This window comes from Microcystis sp. M079S1, from assembly GCF_020246425.1.
In the GTDB taxonomy this organism is placed as follows: Bacteria; Cyanobacteriota; Cyanobacteriia; order Cyanobacteriales; family Microcystaceae; genus Microcystis; species Microcystis aeruginosa.
Genome location: NZ_JADBSZ010000187.1, coordinates 1 through 25245, shown reverse-complemented (window position 1 = coordinate 25245; position 25245 = coordinate 1). Strand labels below are relative to the sequence as shown.

The window sequence follows — 25245 nt, the reverse complement described above, 5'->3', positions numbered from 1 at the left end:
TTAACTTTAAACTCTAAGACAAACATTTTACGCAGGGGGGACTTAGACAAAATCAGTATAGCACAATAAAAGTTAAGTTAACAAGATATAGTTTAAAAAGCCGTCCTAAAAGGACGGGGCTTTAACCCAAAATTTCGGTAAATTCCAGAAAAACAGTACCCTCCCCCGCACATTTGTCAAGTCTTTTAAATAATTCTTAATATTTCTTTCCGTTTTGCTCTCTGGCTCTCGTCCGGCTTTTCGACAGAATCGCTAAAATGATCAGGGGTGTTTTAGAGGCAAGTCTATGAGTGAACCGGTAACTCTTGAGGATATTTACCAGCTATTCCGCGCTTCCGCCGAGGAATATGATCGCCGGGCTGAGGAATATGATCGCCGGGCTGCCCAATCCAAGGCGGAATATGATCGCCGGGCTGCCGAATCCAAGGCGGAATATGATCGCCATAGAGTCGAAATAGAGAACCTCCTGGCCGAATCTAAACTAGAAAGCGATCGCTCGATGGCAGAACTGAAACGCACCGTAGAACGAACCAGCAAAGCGGTAGATAGTCTGACCACTCGCTGGGGTCGATTTGTGGAAGAATTGGTAGAACCGGCGGTTTTACGGCTTTTTCAGGAAAAAGGCATTGATATTAAGGAAGTTTATCCCCGCGCTAGAGTCAAGCGTCAGGGCATCGCCATGGAAATTGATATTCTAGCGGTAGATGATACCGATCTCGTGGTGGTGGAATGTAAATCGAGATTATCTCAAGATGATGTGGATGAATTTATTGAAAAATTGACTCGTTTTAAAATCGCTTTTCCCCATTATCAAAACTATCGAGCTTACGGTGCGGTGGCGGGAATTGAAATCAACGAGGGAATCGATCGCTATGCTTATAAAAAAGGTCTATTTGTGATTAAACCCTCCGGGGATACGGTGGCCATTATTAATGATGCCGACTTTCAACCGAATACTTGGTAATTTCCCTAGTCAAAACAATTGCTATGGTTAACCTTTCCTACATAAAAATCGCCTTCTTCCCAGTATCGGGAAATCGTTATTTAACCGCAGAGGAAAGGGCGAGGGCAGCTGCGGCGCTCGCCCAGCAAGAAAGTTTAGCCAAAGAGGAAGCGGAACAAAAAGCCCAACGACTAGCGGAAAGACTAAGATCACTGGGTATCAACCCCGATGAAATGTAAGGGTGGGTTCCAGGCAATTTTAGGGGATTAATCGCGTAATAATTCCGGTTCGGTTAATTCGTCGGTCATTTCCATCAAGGCCCGTTGGACGGGTTTAATCATCGGGTCATCGATATTTTCTACGGTATCGTAGCGGACGCGTTTGGCTCGTCTAGCGACTTGCACGACGATCGAGTAACGATTGCTGGCCGCATTCATCAGTTTATCGGTGAGATAAATCATCTCGGAGGAGTCGAATTTAAACCGTTTGGACATAGTTATATTTAGCCTTCTCTGGTGAATTTGGCACTTGTCACTGATTTTAGTGATAAGTTTTATTACTCAGTCCACCTTACCATATTTTGTCAACCTTAAGGATAGGGTGATATTTGATCTCGATCGGATTTTGTCAACTACTTTTTACAAAACTTAAATCAATTTTATACAAGTTTAAAAATATACAAATAAAGAGATAATTTTTGAAATAAATAAACCCAAAAAAGGGAGACAATTGCGGGGGCTGTAAATATACTTGAACATTTGACATCCTCACCGCCAGGGCCCGACGGTGATGACCGGCAGAGCGAACAAACTTAATTGAACGACCGACCGCTGGGTTGACGCTTCAAGGGATGCCGATACCTTAGCGGTAGTCTTACGCTTTCCGACCCGTCCGTTTTGAGTGTCCGAATGCCGGACGGCCACTTTGAACAAGTCGAAAAAATCTAATGTTCAACCTCATTTTCTAGAAAGTTTTACTCGTTCAAGGCCGAATTTGAATTCTTTTGTGAACGAAACCCCCTACTATCTGTTGTCAAGGTTCAGTTTTTAGCTTGGTTATCGCTTTTTCCATTGTAGCTTAAAGCCGTCCTAAAAGGACGGGGTTTTCAACCCAAATTTTCGATAACTTCCCCCTCGATTTAGCTTCCGGTGATGCTATCCCCATGGACTTGACAGTGCTGGCGATCGATGGTTAAAAATAAACAGATGCTGGATCCCCATCCAACATCCGCATTCTAACTCTGCACACATTTTGCTAAGTCCTCATGATAAGTTAAAAAACGCTTCCTTTTTGGGGGCGTTTTTATTTATTCGATTGAAAAAACCGATGACAATCATTACTAAAGCTGATAAGAAAGTGGCAAGTGGGGTGTGGGGTGTAGGGTGTGGGGTGTAGGGTGTGGGAAGAACAAATAAAAATAATCTCCTGACTCCCGACTCCCGACTCCCGACTCCTGACTTCTAACCCAATTTTGGACAAAGATAAGTAAAAATTATTTATTGACCGTAAAAACTTGAGAATATTTAAATTAACATTCCGCAATATTTATAAATCCTTAAGAATTAATTGAGAAAGATTATTATTTAACAACGATGTTGTGATGGTTACAGCGATTTGATAAAATTTCATAGTGGGCTATTCTGTGCTTTTTTGGGCAGCAATGGTTAAAACCCTCGCCACACCTAGAAGGTGATCCTAATTAAAACGGGTAAATCAGTCAATTTCACCCACAACGATGATCTTTTTTTTATGTAGTTTTGTTGCAAAAAAAAAGTTTTTTTGACAAAAAGCACAAAGTATGATATACAGCCAAGGTGTTTCTGGTTGCGAGTAATTATTGTAGAGGGGGGAGATGGGAGAATAAATAAAAGCAATCTCCTGACGACCGACGACCGAATACTGATAACTGACTCCTGATAACTGATAACTGATGAAAAGATTAGCTTGGTTCGATCGCTTAGTGTTAGCGACTATTTTGGCCTTAATTGCCGGGATATCGTCGATTTTGATCCAGGGAAATCAAGTTCCTACCCGAGGGGAGAATTTTAGCTGGCAAGGACGAAAAATCGGCGTTAGGGACAATTATTTTACTTTAAGTTTTAATCGACCGATTGACCGTTCCGACATAGAAACTGGACTGGTGATCGATCCTCCCTTGCCGGGTAAAATTAGCTGGTCTGGCGATCGCTTGACCTATACCTTGACGGAATTGCCCATCTACGGCAAAAAATATCAAGTAAAGTTACCCATTGCCCAAGGTGAGGACTTGATCGGGGAATTTTACACCCACGATCGAGCTTTTGCCTATATTGGGGTCAACCAAGAGGAAAGAGGCCGTTTAATCGTCTGTAATATCATTCAGGGGGCAAATAACGTCACAGAACTGAAAAAAACCATCCTTACCCCTGCGGATCTGGTGGTCACGGATTTTCAAATGTATCCGAGGGGGGAGAGAATTTTATTCTCGGCCTTCGATCGCTCTGACTTAGGACGAGATACCCCGAAACAGCAACTTTATACAATTACCACGGGTTTAAATCATGACGAACATGGTCAAAATTTGCCCAGTGGTCGTATAGAAAGGTTTTTAGATGCGAAAACCTATCAAAATCTTCGCTTTAATCTCTCAGATAACGGCAAAACCCTAATCGTGCAGAGAATTAATCATGGGAATCCGGGGGATGCCAGTTTATGGGTAATCAGTGATGATGGACAATCGCGACCGTTAGGAATACAAGCGGATAATTTTTTACTATCTCCCGACGGTAAAAAAGCGGTTGTCAGTCAAACGGGAGGGGTAGCGGTGATTCCTTTGGATGTCCAAGCGGGAAAACCGCAATTTTTGCCTACCTACGAGAAAATCCTCGCTTTTTCCCGGGATGGTCGCCAAAAATTAATGGTGAAATCAGAACCGGATAATCAGCGATCGCTATTTTTGCTCAACGATCAGGGAGAGTCAAGACTACTATTAAGAACAGCTAATCCGATTATTAGCTGTGAATTTGAACCGCGACAGGAAAAAACCCTTTACTGTCTGAAAAGCGATCTGGTTATGGGCAGCGATGGCAAAGTGAAAGAAGAACCTTTTTTAGGGATTATTGAGCTAAAAACGGGTAAAATGATCCCCCTGCTGGCCTTACCTAATTATCGTGACGTGCAGATGAGTATGTCTCCCGATGGCGTGGCCTTATTATTTGATCAGTTAGTAACCATACCCTTTGGAGTCGGAAATGATTTAGTTACTGGGGAGGGATCGAGCATTGCCGATGGTCGTCTCTGGTTATTACCACTCCCCGATCAATTCAGTCCCAATAGCACCCCGAAAATTTTACCTCAAGAACTCAACGCCGGTTTTAAACCCCGTTGGCTGCCCTAATAGAGCAGAATTGAGGAGTTAGGAGTCAGTCCCGATGAAAAAATTTTCACCCCCACAGATGAAAGAGGTTTCCTTCCCTACACCCCACACCCCACACCCTACACCCTCTTTCAAGTCAGGAGACAGGAGAGAAATCTTTACCTAATCAGGTGACTCGGAGAATGCTGACTCCCGAAAACGAAAACCTCATACCTCACCATTAAGATAACTGCTATATGCTACTTCAGCGATTTGCTTTTTTATTGCGTCCTAGTGGCGATATCGAGATCGAGCGGGGGATTCGGACTTTATTAGCGATTGCGGTACCGATTATTATCGGTGATATTTTAGATCAGTCAGAATTGGGGTTAATGGTCGGTTTAGCGGCTCAAACCTTGATTTTAGCCGATGTAGGGGGACTTTACTGCCTGAGAGCGAAAACCCTAGTCGCTACGACTATTGGGATGGCTCTAGCTTTGATTATCGGCACATTAGCCAGTGATTGGCTAGGATTGACCGTCGTGATAGTTTTTTGCGGGTTGTTTCTAGCGGGTTATTTGACGGTTTACGGGGAAAATGGGGCGTTAGCTGGGGTAGTAATTAGTTTATTGCTGCTTTTTGCTGTTTCTTTGCCATCGGGAGATATTGTCGTCGCTTTACAACGGGCCGGAATCGCTGTGTTGGGAGGGGGATGGACAATTTTTTTAGCCCTGTTTATCTGGCCTTTTCGCCCTAATCAGCCTTTACGTCAGGTAACGGCGGAAAATTTTCAGGGTATCGCCACCTATCTCCGCTCTTTGCCCTTAAACTCTCGTTCTAATGCTAATGAGGAGCCATATTTTGACAAAATCCGCCAACTGTTGCTACGTTCGAGGAAAACTGTCACCTTGACGCGTCGGGGACGTTGGGGAAAAAGTGAGCTGCGGGAATTGTTAATCGTCTTGATTGAAGATAGCGATCGCATTAATACCAGCTTAATTGCGCTGCGAGAATTGCTTCATCTTCATCCCTTGCCACAACTGACCACGGTGGGTATTTTATTAGAAGATATTCTCGTGCAAGTGGCGGAAATTAGCGAAGATATTGCCTGGTTAATTTTGGGTAGAAATAAACAACCGGATTGTGAGCGCTTGCAGCTATTACTCAAGGCGATCGAGCAACAAAAAAACCTGCAAGCTAAAGTTTTAGAAAATGCCCAAGATGATTATACCAGTTATGTGGCAATTTCGCAATTAAATAATCGTTTAAAAAAATTATTTAAACAGCTAAAAATAGCCAGTGAAACAGCGCAACATTTGCGGCAAAGCGAGGAATTTTCAGATAAAAAAAATCCCTGGCAGCGTAACTTTGAAGGGATAGAAAAAGAGTACAGTCAAGAAAAAGCTTGGTGGGAACCATTAAAATCTAATTTTAATCTAGAATCGCCCCTATTTCGCCATGGTTTACGCTTGGGTTTGGGAAGTGCGCTAGGAGTCTTGATTTACAATAAGCTAGGAATTACCCATAGTTTTTGGATTGGTTTAACCTTAGTTATTGTGTTAAAACCAGATTTTAGCTTGACTTTTCAACGCTTTTTTAATCGGGTGTTTGGCACGATTTTAGGCTCGTTTTTTGTTTTGGCATTGTTGCGAATTATAGATAATCCGATCTGGTTAGAAATTATTGGGATGATTTCTATAGCGATCGCTTTAGCCTTGGTGCGATTTCACTATAGTTTGGCCGTATTTTTTATCACAATTTTTGCTTTAATCATCAGTCGTCTGGATGCCAGCAATGACGGTATTAATTTAGAGTATATCAGAATAGTTTATACTTTAATCGGTAGTGCTTTAGCCTTTGCACTTTCCTTCGGTTTTTTACGGTTTAATGAAGATGAACGTTTTTCCCTCGCTGCCATTAAAGCATTAGAAGCTAATCAAATATTTTTTCAGTCAGTTATGGCAGTTTATTTGGGAGAATCATCCTATCAAACTGCAATTTTATCTTCCTATCGCAATAAAGCTCGACGAGCAAATACAACTATGCAAACGGCCCTACAAAGATTAATTGATGATCCTAGCACACCCTTTGCACAAATGGAACCGGCAATCACTTTAAGTAATTATATTCCTCGTTTTGGTCGCGGGGTGACAGTTTTATTGACGGAATTGGAACAATACCGCGGTAGTCCTCCCCATCCTAATCTAAGTCTGTTCACGCAACAAATAACCCAAGCTTTGACGCAATTAACCCAAGCTTTGCAAACAAATAATCCTCCTCTTCCCTTACCTCCCCTCGAAGATACTTTAGAAGAAGTCCTCGATCATTTGCAAGAATTGCGAGAGGAAAGGTTAGTAGAAATTGGCAATCAACAAGAGGGAACTAATCTCCATAAATATTTAGGGGATTATAATATTGTCACCACGGAACTTGTGGAATTATCCAGTCGTGTTGGGGTAATGAACACAGCAATCGATCGTTTTATTAGAAGTTAAAATTTAGTTATTAAGTAGTTGGACAAAAGTAAAGTTAACTGTGGGGTAAGGAGTCAGGAGTCAGGAGTCAGTAAGAATTGCGGCAATTTACATTGCTTAAGATAGACAACAGAATTTATGTCCGACTACTTACAACAAAATTTTTGTAAATCTACTGAGTTGGTATTTTTAAAGGGAAACTATCTTCTAAAATTGGTCATTATTTCCGATTTTATCACTCAATTCAAGCCTTTGGGTAGGGTTGATTCAAGGTAGGGTTGATTCATGAATCAACCCTACCCAAACCCCGGAGCGCATTAGCTTTTCGGTGAGATGCTTACACGCGATTGTTCATATTTTTGTACCAATTTAAGAGTCACTGATAATTGCTGATTGTCTGTATTTCTGCAAAGGTGAGATGCAGCCATTTAGCAGTCAGGAGGAAAATCGATTAACTTCGATAATTTCCGTATATTCAAAATTATTAGGACTGCGTTTCACTAGAGAATAATTAACACCATGAAGATTAATTAAATCCTCTTGACAATCTGCTTTCGGAGAATTATAAACTAACACATATTCTTTACCAATATAGGGAGAAATCTCGGTTTCTACTTCTCCTCTCCATTGAGTTTTTGTCACTAAAACAATTAACTGATTGGCTAATTTAGGAATAGCGATCGCAACTTGCCGACGATAGATATGATCAAGACTACCAAAAGGGGAATCCATCACCAGAGGAAAAGTGCTGCTATCAATTCCCATCAAAGTATTTTTCTGACTCCATTCTCGCACTCGATCGATAATTCCCCCGATAAAAGATAAACTGAGAATCTGATTTTCTCCGGTGGAAGCTGCCACGGGAATAGCGAATCCTGTCGTATTTTCTAATAATCTTACCTCGTAATCGGGACTAATACGGGGAATATAGGGAGTAAAAGAAATTGAGCTAAAGATTTCCTGTACCCGTTTTTCTAAGGACAAACGAAACTGATTTTCTAATCTCTGTCTTACCTCACTAATGCGATTAATTGCCTCTTGAGTCGCTAAACTACGTCGTTGTCCTAAATTAGATTTTTCCTCTTTTTGTTGCTGTTTTTGTACCTGTTTTTGCAGGGATTCTAACTCTTTTTCATAGATATCTAGTTGATTTTTATTGCTGCCCTGTTCCAATCGCAAATCTTTTAGGGAATCCTCGATCGCATCTAAACGAGATTGCAGATTTTTAATATCTTCATCGGGATAATGGCGAAATTTATCCCGAACTTCATCTAATTCTGATTCTACCAAAGATAATTCTAAGCGCCACTGGTGAATATTAGCTTGATAATTATCCACTTCTTGCCAAAAATCTAAGACCCTTTTATCTATTTCTTTGACTGTGGAAGATAAGCGAATGGCCGCTTCTTCCACATCGGCCATTCCTGCTTTATTCATCCAGTCTTGTACCTGTAAATAAGCTTGGCTATTTTCCTGTAATTCCTGACCACAAATACATTTTTTCCGCTCTAATAATTGTTGGACAAATTGCTGTTTGATACCACTGGGTAGTTCCCCTTGTTGTCGTAGGCGATCGATTAATTGCTGAAAATTTTGATTAATTTCTTTTAAAAAGACTTGATAAGCTTGCTGGGAAATTAATTTCTTTAACTTATCCTTAGTTCTGACTAAATCTTGCCGCAGATTTCTTTCCTGTTGTTCTAATTTTTCTTTTAACTGTTTTAATTCCTCGGCACCACTTAACTCTAATAAGCGATTAGTCACGGCTTTTTTTAATTCTTCTTGCTGGGATAACTGGGTAATAATATCCTGCTGACGCTGTTTTAATTTCTCGAAATCCTGCTCGATTTTATTTTCCTGTTTCAATAACTTTTTTAAATCCGATTCTCCTAAATCTTTAAGCTCATCTTGTAAAGATTTCTTAGCTTTTTTTAAATGCTCGATCGCTCGATCTAATACTTTAACTCCCAATAATTCTTTTGTATCCTCGGCGATTTTACCTTGGCTACTACTGCGAAATTGATGATCGATATATTCCCCATCAAAAAAGAAATAACGGTGTAAACTTTCGGGTAAAATTTGATTAATAATATCCTCTGGTGGTTGATTGGGTGTGTACCAATTGCCATCATCACCAGCGTAGAGCATATATAAACTATTTGAACCGTATTTAATTTTACTATTTACATCTTGATAGGCGAAAAATTTTCGTTTTACCTGATAGCGTTTATTTTCATGTTCAAAGTTTACTTCTGCGGAACATTCTATGGAGGTCCCCGTGCTTACCTCGGTAATTGCCCGTTTATTAACTAATAACTCTGGTTCGGCAAAAGCTGCTGTAAATTTTTCATAAAGTACCCAGGTACAAGCATTTAAAATGGTTGTTTTTCCCGCTCCATTATTGCCATAAATTACCGTTGTATTGCGAGAACTTGCCGCTAAATGTATCTCAGGAGTCTTACCATAAAATTGTCGAAAATTACATAACTTTATTGATAGTAGTTTCATATTTATAGATAGGGGATAATGGGGAAGTGGGAAGTGGGGAGTGGGGAGAGGGAAGTGGGGGGATGGGAGAAGGGAGAGGGGAGAGGGGAGCAGGGAGAGGGGAGAAGAAAAGCTGACAACTGATAACTGATAACGGGGCAGCAGAAGTTATTAAAAGAGGGCGAATGCAATTCGCCCCTACAATAATATTATCGCGCCAATGGTAGGGGCGCATCGCGTGCGCCCAAATGTAATATAGATATTTCTCCAAAATTGAGATGCACCCACTGATAACTGACTCCTGATAGCCAAAAGCTAATTATTGAATTACTTCTTTAATAATCGTTAAAACATCATCATTGATATTGCGAGGATTGCGCTGGTATAACTTATCTCTTTCCAATTTTAAAACTCGATCGATGATTTTTCGCACATCTTCGGGAGCGTTTAAAATCGGTTCTTGGATATTTTGGAGATTATTATCAGGATTAATCATAGGGCAGATTTTTTAATATTTACAGCCGCTGCATCTCAAACAAAATCCTTGCCAGGGTACGTTAATCTATTGCTAACGCACCCTCAGCCTAGATTGTTTCCCTAGACGAAACTTAAATAGGGTAACTTTTGCGCGGTAGATTGAATCAGATCGAGATTTTGTAAAAGCTGTCCGCAGGTATCCCAACCCCCTTCTATTAACATCTGTCGGGAACCTTCATTCATAGAGACGGTAGCGACAAAATCCCCCCATTCCACTGTCATGGTTGTTAAGGAAAGATCGACGGGAATTTCGGGATTAGCTGCAATTAAATCCTGTAAATGGGCGATGGTTTTTGCCTCAGCAGTGACACAGGGAACCCCATTAGCGATACAATTACCAAAAAATATTTCGGCGAAACTTTCCCCGATAATTGCTTGAATTCCCCAACGTAAAATCGCTTGCGGTGCGTGTTCCCGAGAAGAGCCACAACCAAAATTACCATTAACTACCAGAATTTTCGCCCCTTGGTACTGGGGTAGATCGAAAGGATGACTCCCCTGTAAAGCGGCTCGATCATCGGCGAACACCTGTTCTCCTAAACCTTCAAAGGTGATACAACGCAAAAAACGAGCCGGAATAATGCGATCGGTGTCAATATCGTTGCCTCGCAAGGGTAAAGCTCGTCCGGAGATGGTTTTAACTTGACTCATGATCTTTTTCTAACTTTTACTAGCAGTGACAAAAAAAGTGGTTGCATCTTGCCATACTCCCTGATCGGTGGCATTTTTCTGGATTTCTCGGCGATAATTGTTCACTAGAGTCGCAATTTCGGCAGCCGATAGGCGGTCGCAACGCGCTCGCAACGCGAGATCAAGAGGATTATCCTGAGGATGAAAATACTGCCCATACCAGAAGTTTTTGGCAGTTTCTAGGGGCAAATATCGACCTAACTGCTCGACATTGACCGATATATTGGTAAATCCCGCATTTTCCAGCAATTGATGGCATTTTTCCAGGGTGGCGATGGGAGTATGCAGATTAGGCAACTCAAAACCATAGGTTTCGCAACAAACACCACTGATCAAGGGTAGGAAGTGGGATTCTAAATTATTACAGGAAAAAGCGACCGAACCGCCTTTTTTTAACCATTGATACCATTTTGCCAGCACTTGCGGGATATCGGGGAAAAGCGCAATCGCCAGAGAACAGGTAATCAGATCGAAACTAGACTCGGCAAAGTCAATGGCAGCTATATCGGCGTTAATTAGGTCAATATTCTCGATATTTAATTCTTCTAGCTTTTTTTCGGCTCTGGCAATCATTGCCGGCGTGAAATCAACCCCGATGACACTTTTCACTTTTGGGGCAATTGCGACCGCAATAAATCCCGTTCCCGTTGCCACGTCTAGCACAGATTGGTTTTTTTGTAAATAGAGATAATTTACTAATTTAAGGGCGCGAGCTTGCGTAAAATCGTTATCGTAATCGTGACGAAGGGCATAAAAATCAATCACTTGACGCTGATAATCGTTGCTCATCTTCTCTATTGCCCAATTATCGACAAAGACTGACCCAATTGACTTAAATTAAGAGCATGGCCGCCGGTAACTAGATAAACCGCGTCTGCTATTGTGCCAATTCTACGACAGAGATCGCCTAAACGATCGCGAAACAGACGACCGAGGGGATAAGCGGGAACCACACCCCAACCGGTTTCTTCCGCTACCAGAATAACATCAACCGCCGCATTTTTGAGGGAATACAAGAATCGATCGCTAATTTCTAACCATTCAGCTGCCGACATTTCTAAACAATTGGCTACCCAAGTACCGAGGGAATCGATCAATAAACAGTGAGAAAATGGGCTATTATCAATAGTTTCGCTTAATTGTCGGGGAATTTCTTGGGTTTGCCATTGGGGGGAACGTCGCTGCCGGTGTCTTTCAATGCGATCGCACCATTCTTGATCTTGTTCATCCACCGAGGAGGTGGCGATATAAATAACGGGTTTTTGGCTGATTTTGGCTAAATATTCGGCCCATTCACTTTTCCCAGAACGGGCAGCCCCTGTAACTAGGATAATTTTTTCATCCACGATCGAGATTTTGGCAAATAACTACAGTATATACGGGAGAAAACTGTCCTATTCTCGATCATCAAAACGGTGAATATCATCATCTCCTAAATATTCGCCATTTTGCACCTCGATCATCACCAAAGGAATAGAACCGGGGTTTTCCACCCGATGACGGGTATTCATGGGAACGTATGTAGATTCTTTTTGTTTGAGGAGAGTTTCTTTTTCATCACAGATTACCCGCGCTGTACCGGAGACGACAATCCAGTGTTCACTGCGATGGTAGTGCATTTGGGTACTCATCTGATGGCCTGGTTTAATGACAATGCGATTGATGCGATACCGGGGACCTTCCTCCAATACCGTCACCGTTCCCCAGGGGGGAGTCCGCGTCATTTCTAGGTCTTGGGGAGAAGGGGAGGGATCATTAATTAAGTCATCCATGGCGGTGGTTTCCAAACTTGATTAACATTCTAGTGGACGATAATCAGTAATCAGTAATCAGTAATCAGTGAACAGACAGGACTTTTACTGCCATTTAATACTGCTCACTTAATACTCTATCCTCCTACTGATAACTGATAACTGATCACTGATAACTGATTCAGGAGGGCAATTGTTTAAAATCAAAATTTGTGTCTTTGCCCTTGACAGATGGCTCGGTTTGTGCTAGACGATTAGCCATTTGTACCAGATCCACTCCAGTAGCTTGACGCAATTGTTCAGCAAAGGCAGTCATTTTCGGGACAAGATTACCATCACCCCCATCCACTACCGTCACCGTTTGCACCTGCACTTCTGGGACACTAGCGACCATTAATTTCAGCAATAACTCCAATTTTTGGTATAAAAAGATGTTTTTAGCGTTATTTCCCGCTCCTTGCCAAGAGGCCGCTAGTTTTTTGGTTCCTTCCGCTTGCGCTTTCCCCTGTTCGATAATTTTGGCCGCTTCCCCCCGGGCTTTTGCGATCGCTTGTTGACATTCCGCTGCCGCAGGGGCGATCACATCTGCTTGTAATTGCTGTTTCACCTGCTTAATTCGGGCGTTTTGTACCGCCACTTCGGCCTGTACTTTAGCTAAATCGGACATAACCACCGATTCTACCTCAGCAATCATGGCGCCGCGCTTAGTTTGAGTGTCGCGCACCCGTTTTTCTGCGTCAGCTTTGGCTATTTCTAAATCTTTTTGGATACGACGCAAAGCGGTTAGGCGTAGATTCTCGGAATCCTTGATAATCGATGTTTTTCGGGCTTTTGCTTCTGCTATCCGGGCATCTCTCTGTAATTCGGCTTTTTGCTTCCGTCCGATCGAATCGAGATAACGCACCTCATCGGAAATATTCTGGATCTGCAAACTATCCAAAACTAAACCCAATTTTTCCAGATCCTGTTCCGCTTCTTCTAGGAGACTTTTAGCGAAAGCGATCTGATCGGAGTTCGCTTGTTCTGGGGTTAAATTCGCCAAGACACCGCGCAAATTGCCCTCTAGGGTTTCTTTAGCCAATTGTTCAATTTCCTTGCGTTTCTTGCCCAATAAACGCTCGATCGCATTATGAATAATCGGTTCTTCCCCGGCAATTTTAATATTCGCCACCCCGGTGACGATTAACGGCACACCGCCCTTAGAATAGGCATTAACCACCTTGAGATCGATGATCATGTTGGTCAGGTCCATTCGATACACTTGTTCTAGCATAGGTAAACGAATACTGCTGCCCCCTTTTACCAAACGATAACCGATGGTTTTGCCCGTGGCCGTGGGACGACGACTGCCGGCAAAAATTAAGACTTCGCTCGGTTGACAGATATGGTAATAGTTACGGATGACTAATAAACCCGCACCTGTGCCTAAACCGAAAACTCCCAGTAAAACAGCGATAATTTCCATAGATTTTATGTAGGTGAAATTGGTGATTATCTTTACTTTTAGCCGATCGACTCTCTGGCTGGTTGATTTTTTGGGGGTCATCGATATTAAACTGAAAAGTAAAGCTTAGACAGCCCATCTTTATCATGCCAGATCAGCCAATCTCGATCGCCCAATACTACCACGAGCGTACCAAATACGACCCCCAGACGATCGCCTCAAAAAGTAAAGGTCTTGATTGGAGTCAACAACCCTATCCCTTCAAAGAATACAAAATCGGTCAGACGTTCGATCTCAAACCCTACCTCTCCCGTCAAACGGTTCCCCAAAAAGGAGACTTTTGGCGACGTATATCGCGAATTTTGGGCTGTAGCTATGGGTTAACTGCCAAAATCGCCACTATGGGGAGTCCCTTGTACCTACGTTCTGCACCCTCTGCTGGTGGATTATACCCCGCCGAGGTCTATCTGATCTCCCGTGGCACGGAATTTTTACCCGCCGGTCTCTACAGTTACCAAGGTCAAAGTCACTCGCTGCTTTTATTCTGGGAAAGTGATGTCTGGACCAACCTGCAATCTGCTTGTTTCTGGAATCCTGTTTTAGAAAATACCGATATCGCTTTAGTTACCAGTGCCATTTTTTATCGGTCCGCTTGGCGCTACGAAGATCGAGCTTATCGGCGTATTTTCCTCGATACAGGGCATTTATTAGGCAATATTGAGCTATCAGCCTCGATTAATGACTATCGCGCCCATTTAATCGGTGGTTTTAACGATATCCAGATGAATGAATTGCTTTATCTCGATTCCGAGAAAGAAAGTGTCATGACGGTGATTCCTTTGGCAGATCTGCTCAATATCCGGCAAAATCTCCCCCATAGTACCACGGCACTCCCTTCGGCAACCACGACTCTTTATCCCGAAATTCCCGAGGGAGAATTATTAAACTCCCTACACCGAGCCACTATCATAGCTACAGATGAGAAGATAGAAGCAACTGTTACCCCCTCTAATTGGGAAGATAAATATAATTTTCCTTTTTGTCTAAAAGTTTCCGTGACATCCCGTCCCGTCAATTGGGGGGAAGATTTAATCGATCTCGAAAGTACGATTCTTAAACGCAGATCTACCCGCGCTTATAGTGGCGCTAGTCTCAGTTTAGACGAATTGCGAGCTTTGCTGCATTTTACCTATCAACCCCAAGATTATGCCGGCCAAAATCTCGATCCCAATCCCGATTATTTTGCTCTGGATTTATTGGAAACTTTTATCGCTGTTTCGGCAGTAACTGGATTAGAGGAAGGCTGTTATTATTATGCTCCTAAAGCCCAAGAATTGCGGCAAATTCGCTTTAAAAATTTCCGGCAAGAGTTACATTATCTCTGTTTAGGTCAGGATTTGGGACGAGATGCGGCCGCTGTGGTTTTTCATACGGCGGATCTGTCAAAAGCAGTGGCTAAATATGGCGATCGAGTCTATCGTTATCTTCATGCAGATGCAGGCCATTTGGGACAGAGATTAAATTTAGCGGCTATTCATCTGGGGTTAGGGGTTAGTGGTATCGGTGGTTTTTTTGATGATCAAGTTAATGAAGTGTTAGGAATTCCCTCCGATGAAGCAGTTATCTATATCACTACTTTAGGCCGACCGAAAGTTTTTTAAGGTGAGTTTGAACCCCTGAAGGGGTGACAACGAGGTTGAGGTCATAGTACTCTGTACCTTCACCGGTTCACTTTCTCGCCTGGACGTATTTTGTTTAAAGGTTAATCCAACTACGCACCATCTGTCGAGGTTTTCCTGAATTTTTAAAAGCGGTTCTATTGTGGCATAAAAAGCGATTATTAAGGTAAAATACATCACCTTTTTCCATTTTGAAGCGGACTGTATTTTCTGGTTTTGAAAAAAAGTCGTCGATGATGTCGAGTGTTTTTGTGATAGCTTCCGGTTGCGCTATTTCCAGTTTGGAGTAAGCGACTTCAATCCAGTACCGCATATAACGAAAAACCAGACCCTGAGAATCGGCTGAGAATAAGGGGAAATTATTCTTTTGAATAGCTTCTTGAGAATTAATCTCTCCAGGTGTAATCACATCCCGCGCCAAAGGTTCGTAAAGATAGGGAACTAGGTCTGTATGGTGTTGCCAGAAATATTGATACAAATTGGCGGCGTTTACTACCAGGGAATCTCCTCCCTCATCCGCGGCAGCAAGACACAGTAAGCCAACAATATCAGGGAAGTAGTTTTTGGCTGTACTATCGGTATGATAGCCAGTTTCTGCATTCGTCATCGAAACGGGTATAGCTTTTTTAGTGTAATCCATTCCTCGATCGATTACATCAAAAAAATAGCCATAGCGGTGGTTTAGCAGTCCAAAAATGCGAGAAATAAAAGCATAAATTAACCGCATTTCCGTTTCTGTTAATTCCGGTTCTAATCGGAAAATAATTATGCCTGGTTCCTGGAGCAATTTCTCACGAAATGGTAGGAAAAAATCAAGATTTTTATTGACTGTTTCCTGTCCTATTTCGTTGGGTTTTTCAAGCCATTTGTGATTGCTTCTTTTTAGTAAATCTGAGACTAATGATTCTGGTAAATGAAAAAATAGTTGAGAAGGATCAGGCAATTTTTTCCAAGTCAGTAATGAAATATTAGGCTCAGAAATCGGTATAATCATTTTTGAATTTTGAAAGCAACGTGAAGGGGAAGGTCAATGAGCGGAGTAAAAAATTCTGGGTCTAGTTCTAAATGTTCCTGATTAATTTTTAGTTCATAAACTTCTGGCATTTTTGTGAAGGCTGCTAAACGAAGAGATGTGAAGTAATCTTCCATAGTTTTATGAACACATTGCACGGCGACGGCTTTTCTATCTCGGCGCCAAATCTCACCGGGGAATAATTGATTGCGTCCGGAAAAATAGCCAGCTTTCGGTTTAAAATAAAAGGGAAACTTATCTTTTTTCAGAAAAGGTAAAGAGGGATGGGGGACGGCGAACAGGAAATAGCCACCGAATTTCAAAAGTTGGTAGGCTTTCTGCAGCGTGCTAATAGTTTCTGAAACATTTAAGTAGTTGAACAGAAACATAGCCAGAACTAAATCGTATTGTTCGGACTCAGTGACCGCAAAATCACGAATATCACCAGCTTCATAGGAAGCATTAGTAATCTGATGCTCGTTTTTTTGAATCAAGGCCTGCTCGATCATTTGCGATGAAATATCAATCCCATGAACATATTGAGCGCCTCGGTTAATTAACTCTCTTCCTACATAACCTTCCCCACAGCCTAGATCTAATATATTCTTGTTGACAATCGGTTCACATAAATCAATGACAAAGGGACGCGCGGAGTAATCAGAAAGCAAAATCGGTTCTACTCGTTTCCAGTCTCCTGCGCTTTCGTCGTAAAGTTTTTTGGTTTCTTGTGTTGCTTTCATACCTATCTAACGTGATAAAATTTGCACTAATTTTGTTTTAGTCTAGCACTGTGTAAGTAATTACCCATAAAACTTTTACCAGTTAATCCAAAATCAGCTATCGCCAGAAAAACCAAATCTTCTTCTCCTAAGTTCACAGATTGATGCACACACCAACGGGGAATAACAGCAAAAGTACCCGGTTCGACTTCGTTTTCGTATTGATCAACAATAACTTTTCCTTGACCCTGAAGAAATACAAATACGGTTTCATGTGCATGTCGGTGCATTTCATTCGTTTTTCCTGGCTTGACTATGACTAGGCGTGCATCTAAAACTTCTAGAGCAAACGGTAGGCGAAATACGTTAAAATCAATATTGAGTTTATCAACCTGATTGTTGTATAAAGCTTCTAAGTTGCTGGCGCTGATTGTTGAAATAAGCTCTTTACCTTCTTGCACATGAGTCAAGCTTTTTTGTTCATTTATTTTTTCGGTCAATGCTCCCAGTCGCACTGTTTGAAAATCATGGTAAAGTTGTGATGCAAGCCTTAATATTGTTTGAGAGCATTGGCATTCATCAGATGGATTTTCAAGCCAATTTAACAAGTTCAGAACTTCTTCCTTGTGCTTTTCCGTTTGCATCCCGTATAGCAAAAGTGAACTCAATCCGGGTAGTAGTTTTTCCACTGGAACAGTAGATAAGTCTTCCGTCAATCCAATACGCACGTCATTGATTTGATGCAATAAAAGTTCCAGTTCCTGATTAGACAGCTTTTTGCCTTTAATCATTTTAGTGAAAAGCGTAACAATCTTGAGTTGGTCTGATGATGTCAAAGATTGATCTAGTGCCGACGCACGTTCATACATATTGTCCCAGTAAGCAGCACGTAGATTTAAGGCTTTTAACATTCCTTTCCGTAATTCCAGAACAGCCTGTTCGCTTTCACTGGCTAATTCTTTAGCAATCTCAACTAAAGTTAAGCTGTGTTCATCCTCCACTTCTGTATGTAAAGGAAAAAATACATATTGCTGCAAGGATAATGATGTATGTTTTTTGATCGCTTCAATAATGTGTTTGTAGATAAATTTAACAACAGATTCAGTCCCTAAACCTATCGCTCCAATAGCTTGGAGTGAACTTCCATTCTGGAGCAGCGATAAGAATGATTCACGCCAGATTTCCACTTCAACACAAGGCGTTTGCGTGCTATCTACTCCCATCGCTTCTTGAAAACGCTTGAATAACTGTGGGTGAGGAATTTCCTGTACCCACTCGTCCTGAATACCTAATTTACGGATTGCTTCGAGATCTTCATAGTGTAGATGTCCGTTTTCTTCAGCTAAGTTCTTCAGCAGGTGATTTCGATGAGTGGGATTTTCTAGCTTTGATATTACTGCTGTTAAATAACGGGAAAACCAGTCACTATAAGCTCCGTATTGACTGGCAAAGTCTGTCAGAACTTCATCAATATGTTGAAATTCTCCTTTTTCTAAAGCCAGTAAATACGGATGATTAATCGCTCGATGGCTTAGTGCTTCCTCGATTAAATTTTCCATTTTTTCTCATCCCCCGATAGCCGCTCTCTTTTAAATATAGCGCTTTTCACGTTACTGAGGTATCGACAAGTTTTGCCAACAAGGGGCTTAAGCCCCTTGCCCATGCCTCATCCTGAGGAAAACTGCTATACCATCACAAAATTGGCCAATTGTCAATAGCGTTTGAGATGCGCTCCCCCTGAAAACAGATCATTCTTGATTAAGATTCTCTGAGACTTTCTCTCTCTAATTCGATTAAATTATCGATTTTCTTTAGCTTGGTATCCCCGGCAAGATAACCGATCCCGCGATGTAAATGTAAGCGAAATTGTTGAGTTAGAGTTTCTTTATCGGTTCCTAATCCGTCTTGATGACAACGTTGTTTGAGGGCAATTAAGAAAATATCGGCCATTTCTCCCCCGAATACTTTCCAGGATAATTCTACATTGCTATCGGCAGGAATGGGAACGGGAGAGGGGAGACTCGGTTCGGCAAGGGAACGACAAAAAGCCCAACGACAGAGGATATTCCATTGGTCAATTTTGGTGTAGCGTTTTAATTTTATTAGGCTATCTTTGGCGGTTTGAGATAGTCGAAAACGTTCGATCGGTGATTCCATAATCTATAATTTTACCTCGCTCTGACTGATGATAAAATAGTTAGTCATTCTCAATCCTGTTTAATAGGAGAGTGGGAAGTAGGGAGTTTTTTTTCAGTGATCAGTAAACAGTGAACTGATAACTGATAACTGATTCAATGTCTCAAGTTAATTGGGGGAGGATTTCGTGGGAATTTATCTCAGTCATAATCTTACCAAAAGTAGCGGTCAGGGTGAATAGTAGTTTGACGTTGTTGGGAATTATATTCTAGCAGGTATTTTCTGGCGATTACTTCCTGTTCTTCTAATAAGAGTAGCTCATTTTGTCCAATTTCTGTATCGGTAGAAAGGAGGATGACTTGAGAGGAAGCGGCGGGAAAATAACGTTCAACTAAATTATGGCGATGGGAAGAATCTAAACGTCCGAGGGGTGTATCGATAGCGATGGGTAAATCTCGCCCGGAGACTCGCGCTAATCCCCACAAAAAAGCGATCGCTAATAGTTGTTTTTCTCCGGCAGAAAGACGGTGTTTAGGCACATTTTGTCCATCGGGACCAAAGAGAGATAGACCAAAAGTATCAGCATCGATCGCTATTTTCTGCACCAGATCGGACTTATGCAATAAATAACGAAAACATTCCGCCACTTCTCCCTCTAATCTATTTAATTTTTTTAAAGTTAAGCGTTCTTTAAATACTTTTAAAGTTTGCTGTGCTTTGACAATAGCATTGACGATATGTTCGTTACTTTGCGATTCTAAAGCTTTCTCACTATAGGCAAATAATTCTTTTTTAGTTTTCTCAATTTTCTTTTTGATTTCCTCATAATTTTTGTGGCTTTGCTCGTATTCCGCTTGAGCATTTAGATACTTTTTCTGAGCGGTTTTTAAGTTATTACTCAGGGTTTCGTATTCTTCGGGAGAGGCTGCTACTGCTAATTCTCGCTCTAAATTATCTAAGTCAGCTTCCAGATTTCTTAATTGTTCTATTGCTTGATGAGCGAGGTTAATTTGTGCCGGTAGTTGATGGGTTAAGACTCGATTTAATAACTCGATCGCCTCCTCGTCTAAATCTAAGTAAGGAGTAATCAAAGAATCGCTATCCTCAGCTAAAAACTGATTTTCTTGCTGTAAAAATTCCCTAATATTTTCTAATTGTTCTAAAGTTAAATCCAGTTGGTTTAAATAAGCCATTAACTTTTTATCTCTGGATTCTAAAACCGATTGAGCGACTTGAGACGATTGAAATTTTAGCTCTTTTTCTCCCTGAATTTTAGCCGCTTCTAGGAGAGGAAAAATTAACTTTAATGGTAAAAATTCTCCCGCCAATTGACCTAAATACTCTCTCTGTTTATCTAACTTTTTATCTAAATCCTTTTTTCTGCTCTCTAATTGACTTCTTTCGGCGGCAATTTTGCCGCCATCAATGCGAAATTTATCCGAGACTGCATCAAAATCATTTCTAACCACATCCAAATTTTTTTGTTGAGTTTCCATCTCTTGCCTAGCCAATTCCAAATCTTCTTGGTACTGAGCTAATTTTTTCTCGATAGCTTCAATAGTTTCTAGTTCATTTTCTGCTGCTAATAACCGGCGCTTGCGACTAGCTAAAATATCAAGATCAACGGCTAATCTTTCCGCTAATTCTAACCCTAATAAAGTCTGCATCGAATCCTTAACGCTGTCAGGAGGTACATCCTGTTCTGCCAATTCTTTTACCTGTTCCCCATCAAATAAAAAGAGGTTAGAAATACCCAAAGGTAATAAAGTTTCGATATATTCATCCCAAGTATTAGCTAAGGCGGGATCGGGCCAATCTTCATCTAAAATACCGAGGGTATCCCTACCATCTTTGGGCTGTTTTGTCCAGTATCTAACGATACGATATTGTCGCCATTGTTCATTAACTAGATGTTCAAAAGCCAGTTCAATTCTAGCTTGATCGATGAGGGAAGCTTGATTATTAACTGCTTGACTGAGAAACTCGGCATAACTTAAATTATTGCGAGTAGAACACTTTGCCCGCGCACCGTACAAAGCCAAACGAATCGCATCCATTAAAGTAGTTTTACCGCCGCCATTCATGCCTCCCAAAAGGATAATCGGACAGGGATTGTTGTCTTTTTCGGGACGTAAATTAATCACTTGACGACCGGCGTATGGACCGAAATTTTGCAAAACTAATTCAGTAAAAATCATTAACATTCAGCCTTATTTAAGTCGAAAGTTTTAGGGAATCTCCTGTAAAAATTATACCTGAAAAAGTGCCGCAGATATTTTTTTATACCCAAGAAAAAACCCCAGACTTTATACTATAGCATTGATCACCAGCACCTAGATATAATCAAGGTTTCCTGATTTTTACTTTCCAGTTTATTACTGGGCATGAGCCTATTTTTTGAAAAAATCGTTATGATCGGCGTGAAAGTGCCAACACAGGGGAGAAAATTGCTATGATCACGATCGGCGAATATTTATGCCAGTGTCTCCATAGTTTAGGGGTTAATCATGTTTTCGGGGTGCCGGGGGATTATGTCCTCGATTTGATGGATGTTTTGGTGGAAAGTCCGATCGAATTAGTTTGCACCTGTAATGAGCTTAACGCAGGTTATGCCGCCGATGCCTACGCGCGAGTCAAAGGTATGGGCGCTGTCTGTGTCACCTACGGAGTCGGGGGATTTAGCCTGGTTAATGCTGTGGTCGGTGCTTACGCTGAAAGAGTTCCCTTGGTGGTGATTAGTGGGGCTTCCGATCGCTCGATTCGCCGGGATAATTTATTATTACACCACACCACGGGCGATTATAATCTGCAATTGTCCATCATGGAAAAAGTCACGGTTGCCTCGGTTATTCTCACTAATTCCGCCCAAGCAGCCAGTCAAATCGATCAAACTTTAGCCGCTTGTTTGCATCACAAACGTCCCGTGTATATCGAAATTCCCCGGGATCTAGTCTATCGTCCCTGTATCCCCTCAGAAAAGCCAATTTATTTAACCGATAATCTCACGGATGCCGCCGCTTTAGAAGAAGCCATTGAAGAGGCGGTTTTTTTATTAGAAAAAGCGGAAAAACCAATTATTTTAGCGGGGGTAGAATTCCATCGGTTTAAACTCCAGGATAAGTTGCTGAAACTTTTAGAAGTAACGGGTTATCCCTTAGCCACCACTATTTTAGGTAAGTCGTCAATTTCGGAAATGCAGCCGCAATTTATCGGCACTTATGTGGGGGCATTAAGTCGCAAATACGTTAGTCAACGGGTGGAAAATGCCGATTGTGTCCTCTGTTTAGGGGCGATCATGTCCGATATGAATTTAGGCGGATTTACGGCTAATTTAAATCCCAATAATTTGATTAATGCCAATTCCGAGAAGATAAAGATTAAACATCACTTCTATCAACCAGTATTCCTAGGGGATTTTATCGAGGGTTTAATTAATAAGCTAAGTCACAAAGAAGCGGCTACACTAGAGATTAAACCTGCGGCCGAATTGAAGAATTTAGAATTCATCGCCGTGCCAGAGCAAAAATTAACTAATGCTCGTTTTTATGAGCGAATGAATCATTTTATTGCTCAAGAATCTTTTGTTATTTCCGATACAGGGGACGCAATTATTGCCACAATTGATTTATTAATGCCCCAAAAAACCGACTTTATCGGTCAAGCATTTTATCTATCCATTGGTTATTCAATTCCCGCCTGTTTAGGAGTAGCTTTTGCCGCACCCAATACTCGTCCTATCGTCTTTGTGGGTGATGGTGCTTTTCAAATGACCGCCCAAGAACTTTCGACAATTATCCGTCACCATCTCAATCCAATTATCTTTTTAATTAATAACGACGGTTACACGATCGAGCGGGTAATTCAGGATAATATTTATAATGATCTACAACCGTGGAAATATCACCAATTACCAGCAGTATTTAACGGGGAAAGTTGGAGTTGTCAAGTCAGGACAGAAGGGGAATTAGAAAAGGCTTTATCAATTGCCCAGGGTAACATCGATCGCCTATCATTTATTGAAGTACATCTCGATCGTTTTGACTGTTCCCAAGGCTTAACTCGTTTAGGTCAAGCTTTACGTTCACCCCATGCTTAGACTGGTTATGCTATTAGGTTTTGACTGTGTGAAGCTGCCCTAAGACACCAGACTGAAACTCTTTTCGCTCCCAAGAGTCAACAATTAAGATACAATCGGTATCTTAATCAAAGTGTGATGGTGACAACCGCAACTAAAAACCCTATGAATGCTTTATGGAAACAAATCACCCTATTGAACTTTTCGCCCGCTTCTTGGTCAAAATATAGCTATCTGCATCGTTTCGTCGGCCTTTTTAGTCAATGGCGACAGGGTAGCCAGTTTGTGCAGTGGACAGAACTGATGGGTGCGCTGTTAATCTCTCTCCTTATCGCCACTGCGCCCTTTTTCTCCACCAGTCAAATCGGTTTTTTGCTGTTAGCAATAGCGGGTTATTGGCTACTCTTAACCCTTGTGGACGAAGGCAAAATCGGGGTGACACCCATACATCTGTTGGTACTTTTATATTGGGGAATTGCCACGGTTTCTACGGCTTTTTCTCCCGTTAAAACCGCAGCTTTGGAAGGATTAATTAAATTAACTCTCAATCTCATCTTTTTTGCCTTTACCGCCCGAATCATGCGCTCACCACGCCTAACAAATTGGATTCTGACTACTTTAGTTTTAACCGCCTTAGCAGTCAGCGTTTACGGCATTCGTCAGCAAATTTTTGGTGCGGAACAGTTAGCAACTTGGAACGATCCCACTTCCGAATTAGCGGGAGATACTAGGGTTTATAGTTATCTCGGTAATCCTAATTTATTAGCTAGTTATTTATTCCCTGGTATTGCTTTTAGCGGTGCAGCCTTGTTTGTGTGGCAGGGATGGCTACCGAAAATTTTAGCGGCTTTATTAACTTTAGCCAATGCCGCTTGTTTATTTTTTACCGAGAGTCGTGGCGGTTGGATTGGTTTGATGGTCTTAGGAATTGTCTTTTTATTGCTATTATTTTATTGGTTCAAAAATTATCTACCGTTATTTTGGCAAACATGGCTTTTACCCTTAGTTTTAGGGGGTTTAGCCGTGGTGATTTTAGGGGCGATTTTATTGGTGGAGCCGCTGCGAATTCGGGTGATGAGTATTTTCGCTGGCCGGGAAGATAGTAGTAATAACTTTCGGATTAATGTTTGGGATGCAGTTATCCGCATGATTCAAGCTTATCCGCTTTTGGGCATCGGACCGGGTAATGATGCTTTTAAGAAAATTTACCCCCTATTCATGAAACCAAAATACACGGCTTTAAGTGCCTATTCTGTGCTATTAGAAATCATGGTAGAAACGGGAATTATTGGTTTTACCTGTTTCCTCTGGTTATTAGTCACAACTATCGGCCAAGGCATCCATCAAATTAAACTTTTACGCGATAAAATGGACAGTCAAGGCTTTTGGTTAATCGGGGCAATTGCCGCTATGGCTGGAATTCTTGCCCACGGTTTCTTTGATACAGTTTGGTATCGTCCCCAAGTTAGTACCCTCTGGTGGTTAGTTTTGGGTTTAATTGCTAGTCGTTGTTATTCCCCCGCTAGAGGTTTTGATCGTGGCAATTCTCTCCTCTAGGGGGTCAATAATTAATGTCTGGTGCTAGGGATAGAAATGGCAAGATTCTACTGCTTGCCGGCCAAACAATCGCAATGTTGTCAATATCAATTTATTGACAACTTCTCAAAGCTGCGATGTCAGTGGTGCCAACCGCCGCCAGGTTGAGGATTTGTTTCAAATTATACTAAATCTGGTTATTAAAGACTGATTATTTATTACCTCTTTTTCCTCTTGCCTTTTGCCTATTGCCTATCCTGATATGTAGCTTATATTCAAAGGATTTAGGGCTCTTCGTTACCCTTTATGCTAAATCAACAGACAAGATGCCAAGATAACATACTTCTAACCCAAAAATTCCGAAAGTTTCTAAAGCCATAGCCTCTCCGTTTTATTAGTTTAAGTTTATTGTTGATTCCCTCGACCAC

General features: G+C 41.4%; 21 protein-coding genes. 7 read left to right on the top strand and 14 right to left on the bottom strand.

The features are described from left to right. Nucleotides 1-286: 286 nt before the first annotated feature. Nucleotides 287-964, top strand: a complete 678-nt coding sequence (locus IM456_RS12320) for a DUF3782 domain-containing protein (protein ID WP_149987456.1) — start codon at nucleotides 287-289, stop codon at nucleotides 962-964. Between the two features lie 23 nt (nucleotides 965-987). Next, nucleotides 988-1182 (top strand): hypothetical protein, encoded by a 195-nt coding sequence (locus IM456_RS12315; RefSeq protein WP_149987455.1) that lies wholly within the window; start codon nucleotides 988-990, stop codon nucleotides 1180-1182. Between the two features lie 27 nt (nucleotides 1183-1209). Here IM456_RS12315 and IM456_RS12310 read toward each other — a convergent pair whose 3' ends face one another. After that, the gene (locus tag IM456_RS12310; RefSeq protein ID WP_002761217.1) at nucleotides 1210-1437 is read right to left on the bottom strand and encodes a DNA-directed RNA polymerase subunit omega; all 228 of its coding nucleotides are present in this window, start codon (nucleotides 1435-1437) and stop codon (nucleotides 1210-1212) included. Between the two features lie 1436 nt (nucleotides 1438-2873). On the opposite strand from IM456_RS12310, the gene IM456_RS12305 reads away from it, so the two are divergent. Together IM456_RS12305 and IM456_RS12300 are read left to right on the top strand one after the other, a co-directional pair. Further along, nucleotides 2874-4319 (top strand): Ig-like domain-containing domain, encoded by a 1446-nt coding sequence (locus IM456_RS12305; protein WP_149987453.1) that lies wholly within the window; start codon nucleotides 2874-2876, stop codon nucleotides 4317-4319. 215 nt (nucleotides 4320-4534) lie between these two features. After that, nucleotides 4535-6772, top strand: a complete 2238-nt coding sequence (locus tag IM456_RS12300) for an FUSC family protein (protein ID WP_149987452.1) — start codon at nucleotides 4535-4537, stop codon at nucleotides 6770-6772. Nucleotides 6773-7186: 414 nt separating this feature from the next. On the opposite strand, the gene IM456_RS12295 is transcribed toward IM456_RS12300, so the two are convergent. The 7 genes from IM456_RS12295 to IM456_RS12265 form a co-directional block, all read right to left on the bottom strand. Continuing rightward, entirely contained in the window at nucleotides 7187-9259 is a 2073-nt protein-coding gene (locus IM456_RS12295) for an AAA family ATPase (protein ID WP_287692786.1), read from the bottom strand. Between the two features lie 298 nt (nucleotides 9260-9557). Then, nucleotides 9558-9734, bottom strand: a complete 177-nt coding sequence (locus IM456_RS12290; RefSeq protein WP_012266504.1) for a hypothetical protein — start codon at nucleotides 9732-9734, stop codon at nucleotides 9558-9560. Nucleotides 9735-9835: 101 nt separating this feature from the next. Next, nucleotides 9836-10426, bottom strand: coding sequence for a 3-isopropylmalate dehydratase small subunit (leuD, locus tag IM456_RS12285; RefSeq protein ID WP_002796901.1), 591 nt, complete (start codon nucleotides 10424-10426; stop codon nucleotides 9836-9838). Between the two features lie 9 nt (nucleotides 10427-10435). Next, nucleotides 10436-11254 (bottom strand): class I SAM-dependent methyltransferase, encoded by an 819-nt coding sequence (locus IM456_RS12280; RefSeq protein WP_287692784.1) that lies wholly within the window; start codon nucleotides 11252-11254, stop codon nucleotides 10436-10438. A 5-nt stretch (nucleotides 11255-11259) separates the two neighbouring features. After that, nucleotides 11260-11811 (bottom strand): bifunctional adenosylcobinamide kinase/adenosylcobinamide-phosphate guanylyltransferase, encoded by a 552-nt coding sequence (gene cobU, locus IM456_RS12275; protein WP_287692783.1) that lies wholly within the window; start codon nucleotides 11809-11811, stop codon nucleotides 11260-11262. Between the two features lie 48 nt (nucleotides 11812-11859). Then, entirely contained in the window at nucleotides 11860-12237 is a 378-nt protein-coding gene (locus IM456_RS12270) for a phosphomannose isomerase type II C-terminal cupin domain (RefSeq protein WP_287692782.1), read from the bottom strand. Between the two features lie 160 nt (nucleotides 12238-12397). Next, nucleotides 12398-13681 (bottom strand): flotillin family protein, encoded by a 1284-nt coding sequence (locus IM456_RS12265; RefSeq protein WP_149987447.1) that lies wholly within the window; start codon nucleotides 13679-13681, stop codon nucleotides 12398-12400. 125 nt (nucleotides 13682-13806) lie between these two features. Here IM456_RS12265 and IM456_RS12260 point away from each other — a divergent pair, with 125 nt between their 5' ends. Next, nucleotides 13807-15321 carry a SagB/ThcOx family dehydrogenase gene (locus IM456_RS12260; protein WP_149987446.1) on the top strand — a complete coding sequence of 505 codons (1515 nt, stop codon included), beginning with the start codon at nucleotides 13807-13809 and terminating at the stop codon, nucleotides 15319-15321. Between the two features lie 94 nt (nucleotides 15322-15415). On the opposite strand, the gene IM456_RS12255 is transcribed toward IM456_RS12260, so the two are convergent. The 5 genes from IM456_RS12255 to dndD form a co-directional block, all read right to left on the bottom strand. Continuing rightward, the gene (locus IM456_RS12255; protein ID WP_287692780.1) at nucleotides 15416-16333 is read right to left on the bottom strand and encodes a TauD/TfdA family dioxygenase; all 918 of its coding nucleotides are present in this window, start codon (nucleotides 16331-16333) and stop codon (nucleotides 15416-15418) included. Continuing rightward, nucleotides 16330-17091, bottom strand: coding sequence for a class I SAM-dependent methyltransferase (locus IM456_RS12250; RefSeq protein WP_287692778.1), 762 nt, complete (start codon nucleotides 17089-17091; stop codon nucleotides 16330-16332). Before IM456_RS12250 ends, IM456_RS12255 begins: the two co-directional genes overlap by 4 nt. A gap of 26 nt (nucleotides 17092-17117) precedes the next feature. Next, nucleotides 17118-18629, bottom strand: coding sequence for a cupin domain-containing protein (locus tag IM456_RS12245; protein ID WP_287692776.1), 1512 nt, complete (start codon nucleotides 18627-18629; stop codon nucleotides 17118-17120). Between the two features lie 199 nt (nucleotides 18630-18828). Next, nucleotides 18829-19227 (bottom strand): DNA sulfur modification protein DndE, encoded by a 399-nt coding sequence (dndE, locus tag IM456_RS12240; protein WP_002765973.1) that lies wholly within the window; start codon nucleotides 19225-19227, stop codon nucleotides 18829-18831. Nucleotides 19228-19418: 191 nt separating this feature from the next. Continuing rightward, nucleotides 19419-21404 carry a DNA sulfur modification protein DndD gene (dndD, locus tag IM456_RS12235; RefSeq protein WP_149987442.1) on the bottom strand — a complete coding sequence of 662 codons (1986 nt, stop codon included), beginning with the start codon at nucleotides 21402-21404 and terminating at the stop codon, nucleotides 19419-19421. A gap of 254 nt (nucleotides 21405-21658) precedes the next feature. Between dndD and IM456_RS12230 the strand changes: the two genes are divergently transcribed. Continuing rightward, nucleotides 21659-23302, top strand: a complete 1644-nt coding sequence (locus IM456_RS12230) for an alpha-keto acid decarboxylase family protein (RefSeq protein ID WP_149987441.1) — start codon at nucleotides 21659-21661, stop codon at nucleotides 23300-23302. Nucleotides 23303-23446: 144 nt separating this feature from the next. After that, on the top strand, nucleotides 23447-24838 hold the full coding sequence (locus IM456_RS12225) for an IctB family putative bicarbonate transporter (protein WP_287692773.1): 1392 nt from the start codon (nucleotides 23447-23449) through the stop codon (nucleotides 24836-24838). Nucleotides 24839-25131: 293 nt separating this feature from the next. Here IM456_RS12225 and IM456_RS12220 read toward each other — a convergent pair. After that, on the bottom strand, nucleotides 25132-25245 hold a 114-nt coding region (locus IM456_RS12220), incomplete at its 5' end, for a transposase (RefSeq protein WP_130758671.1).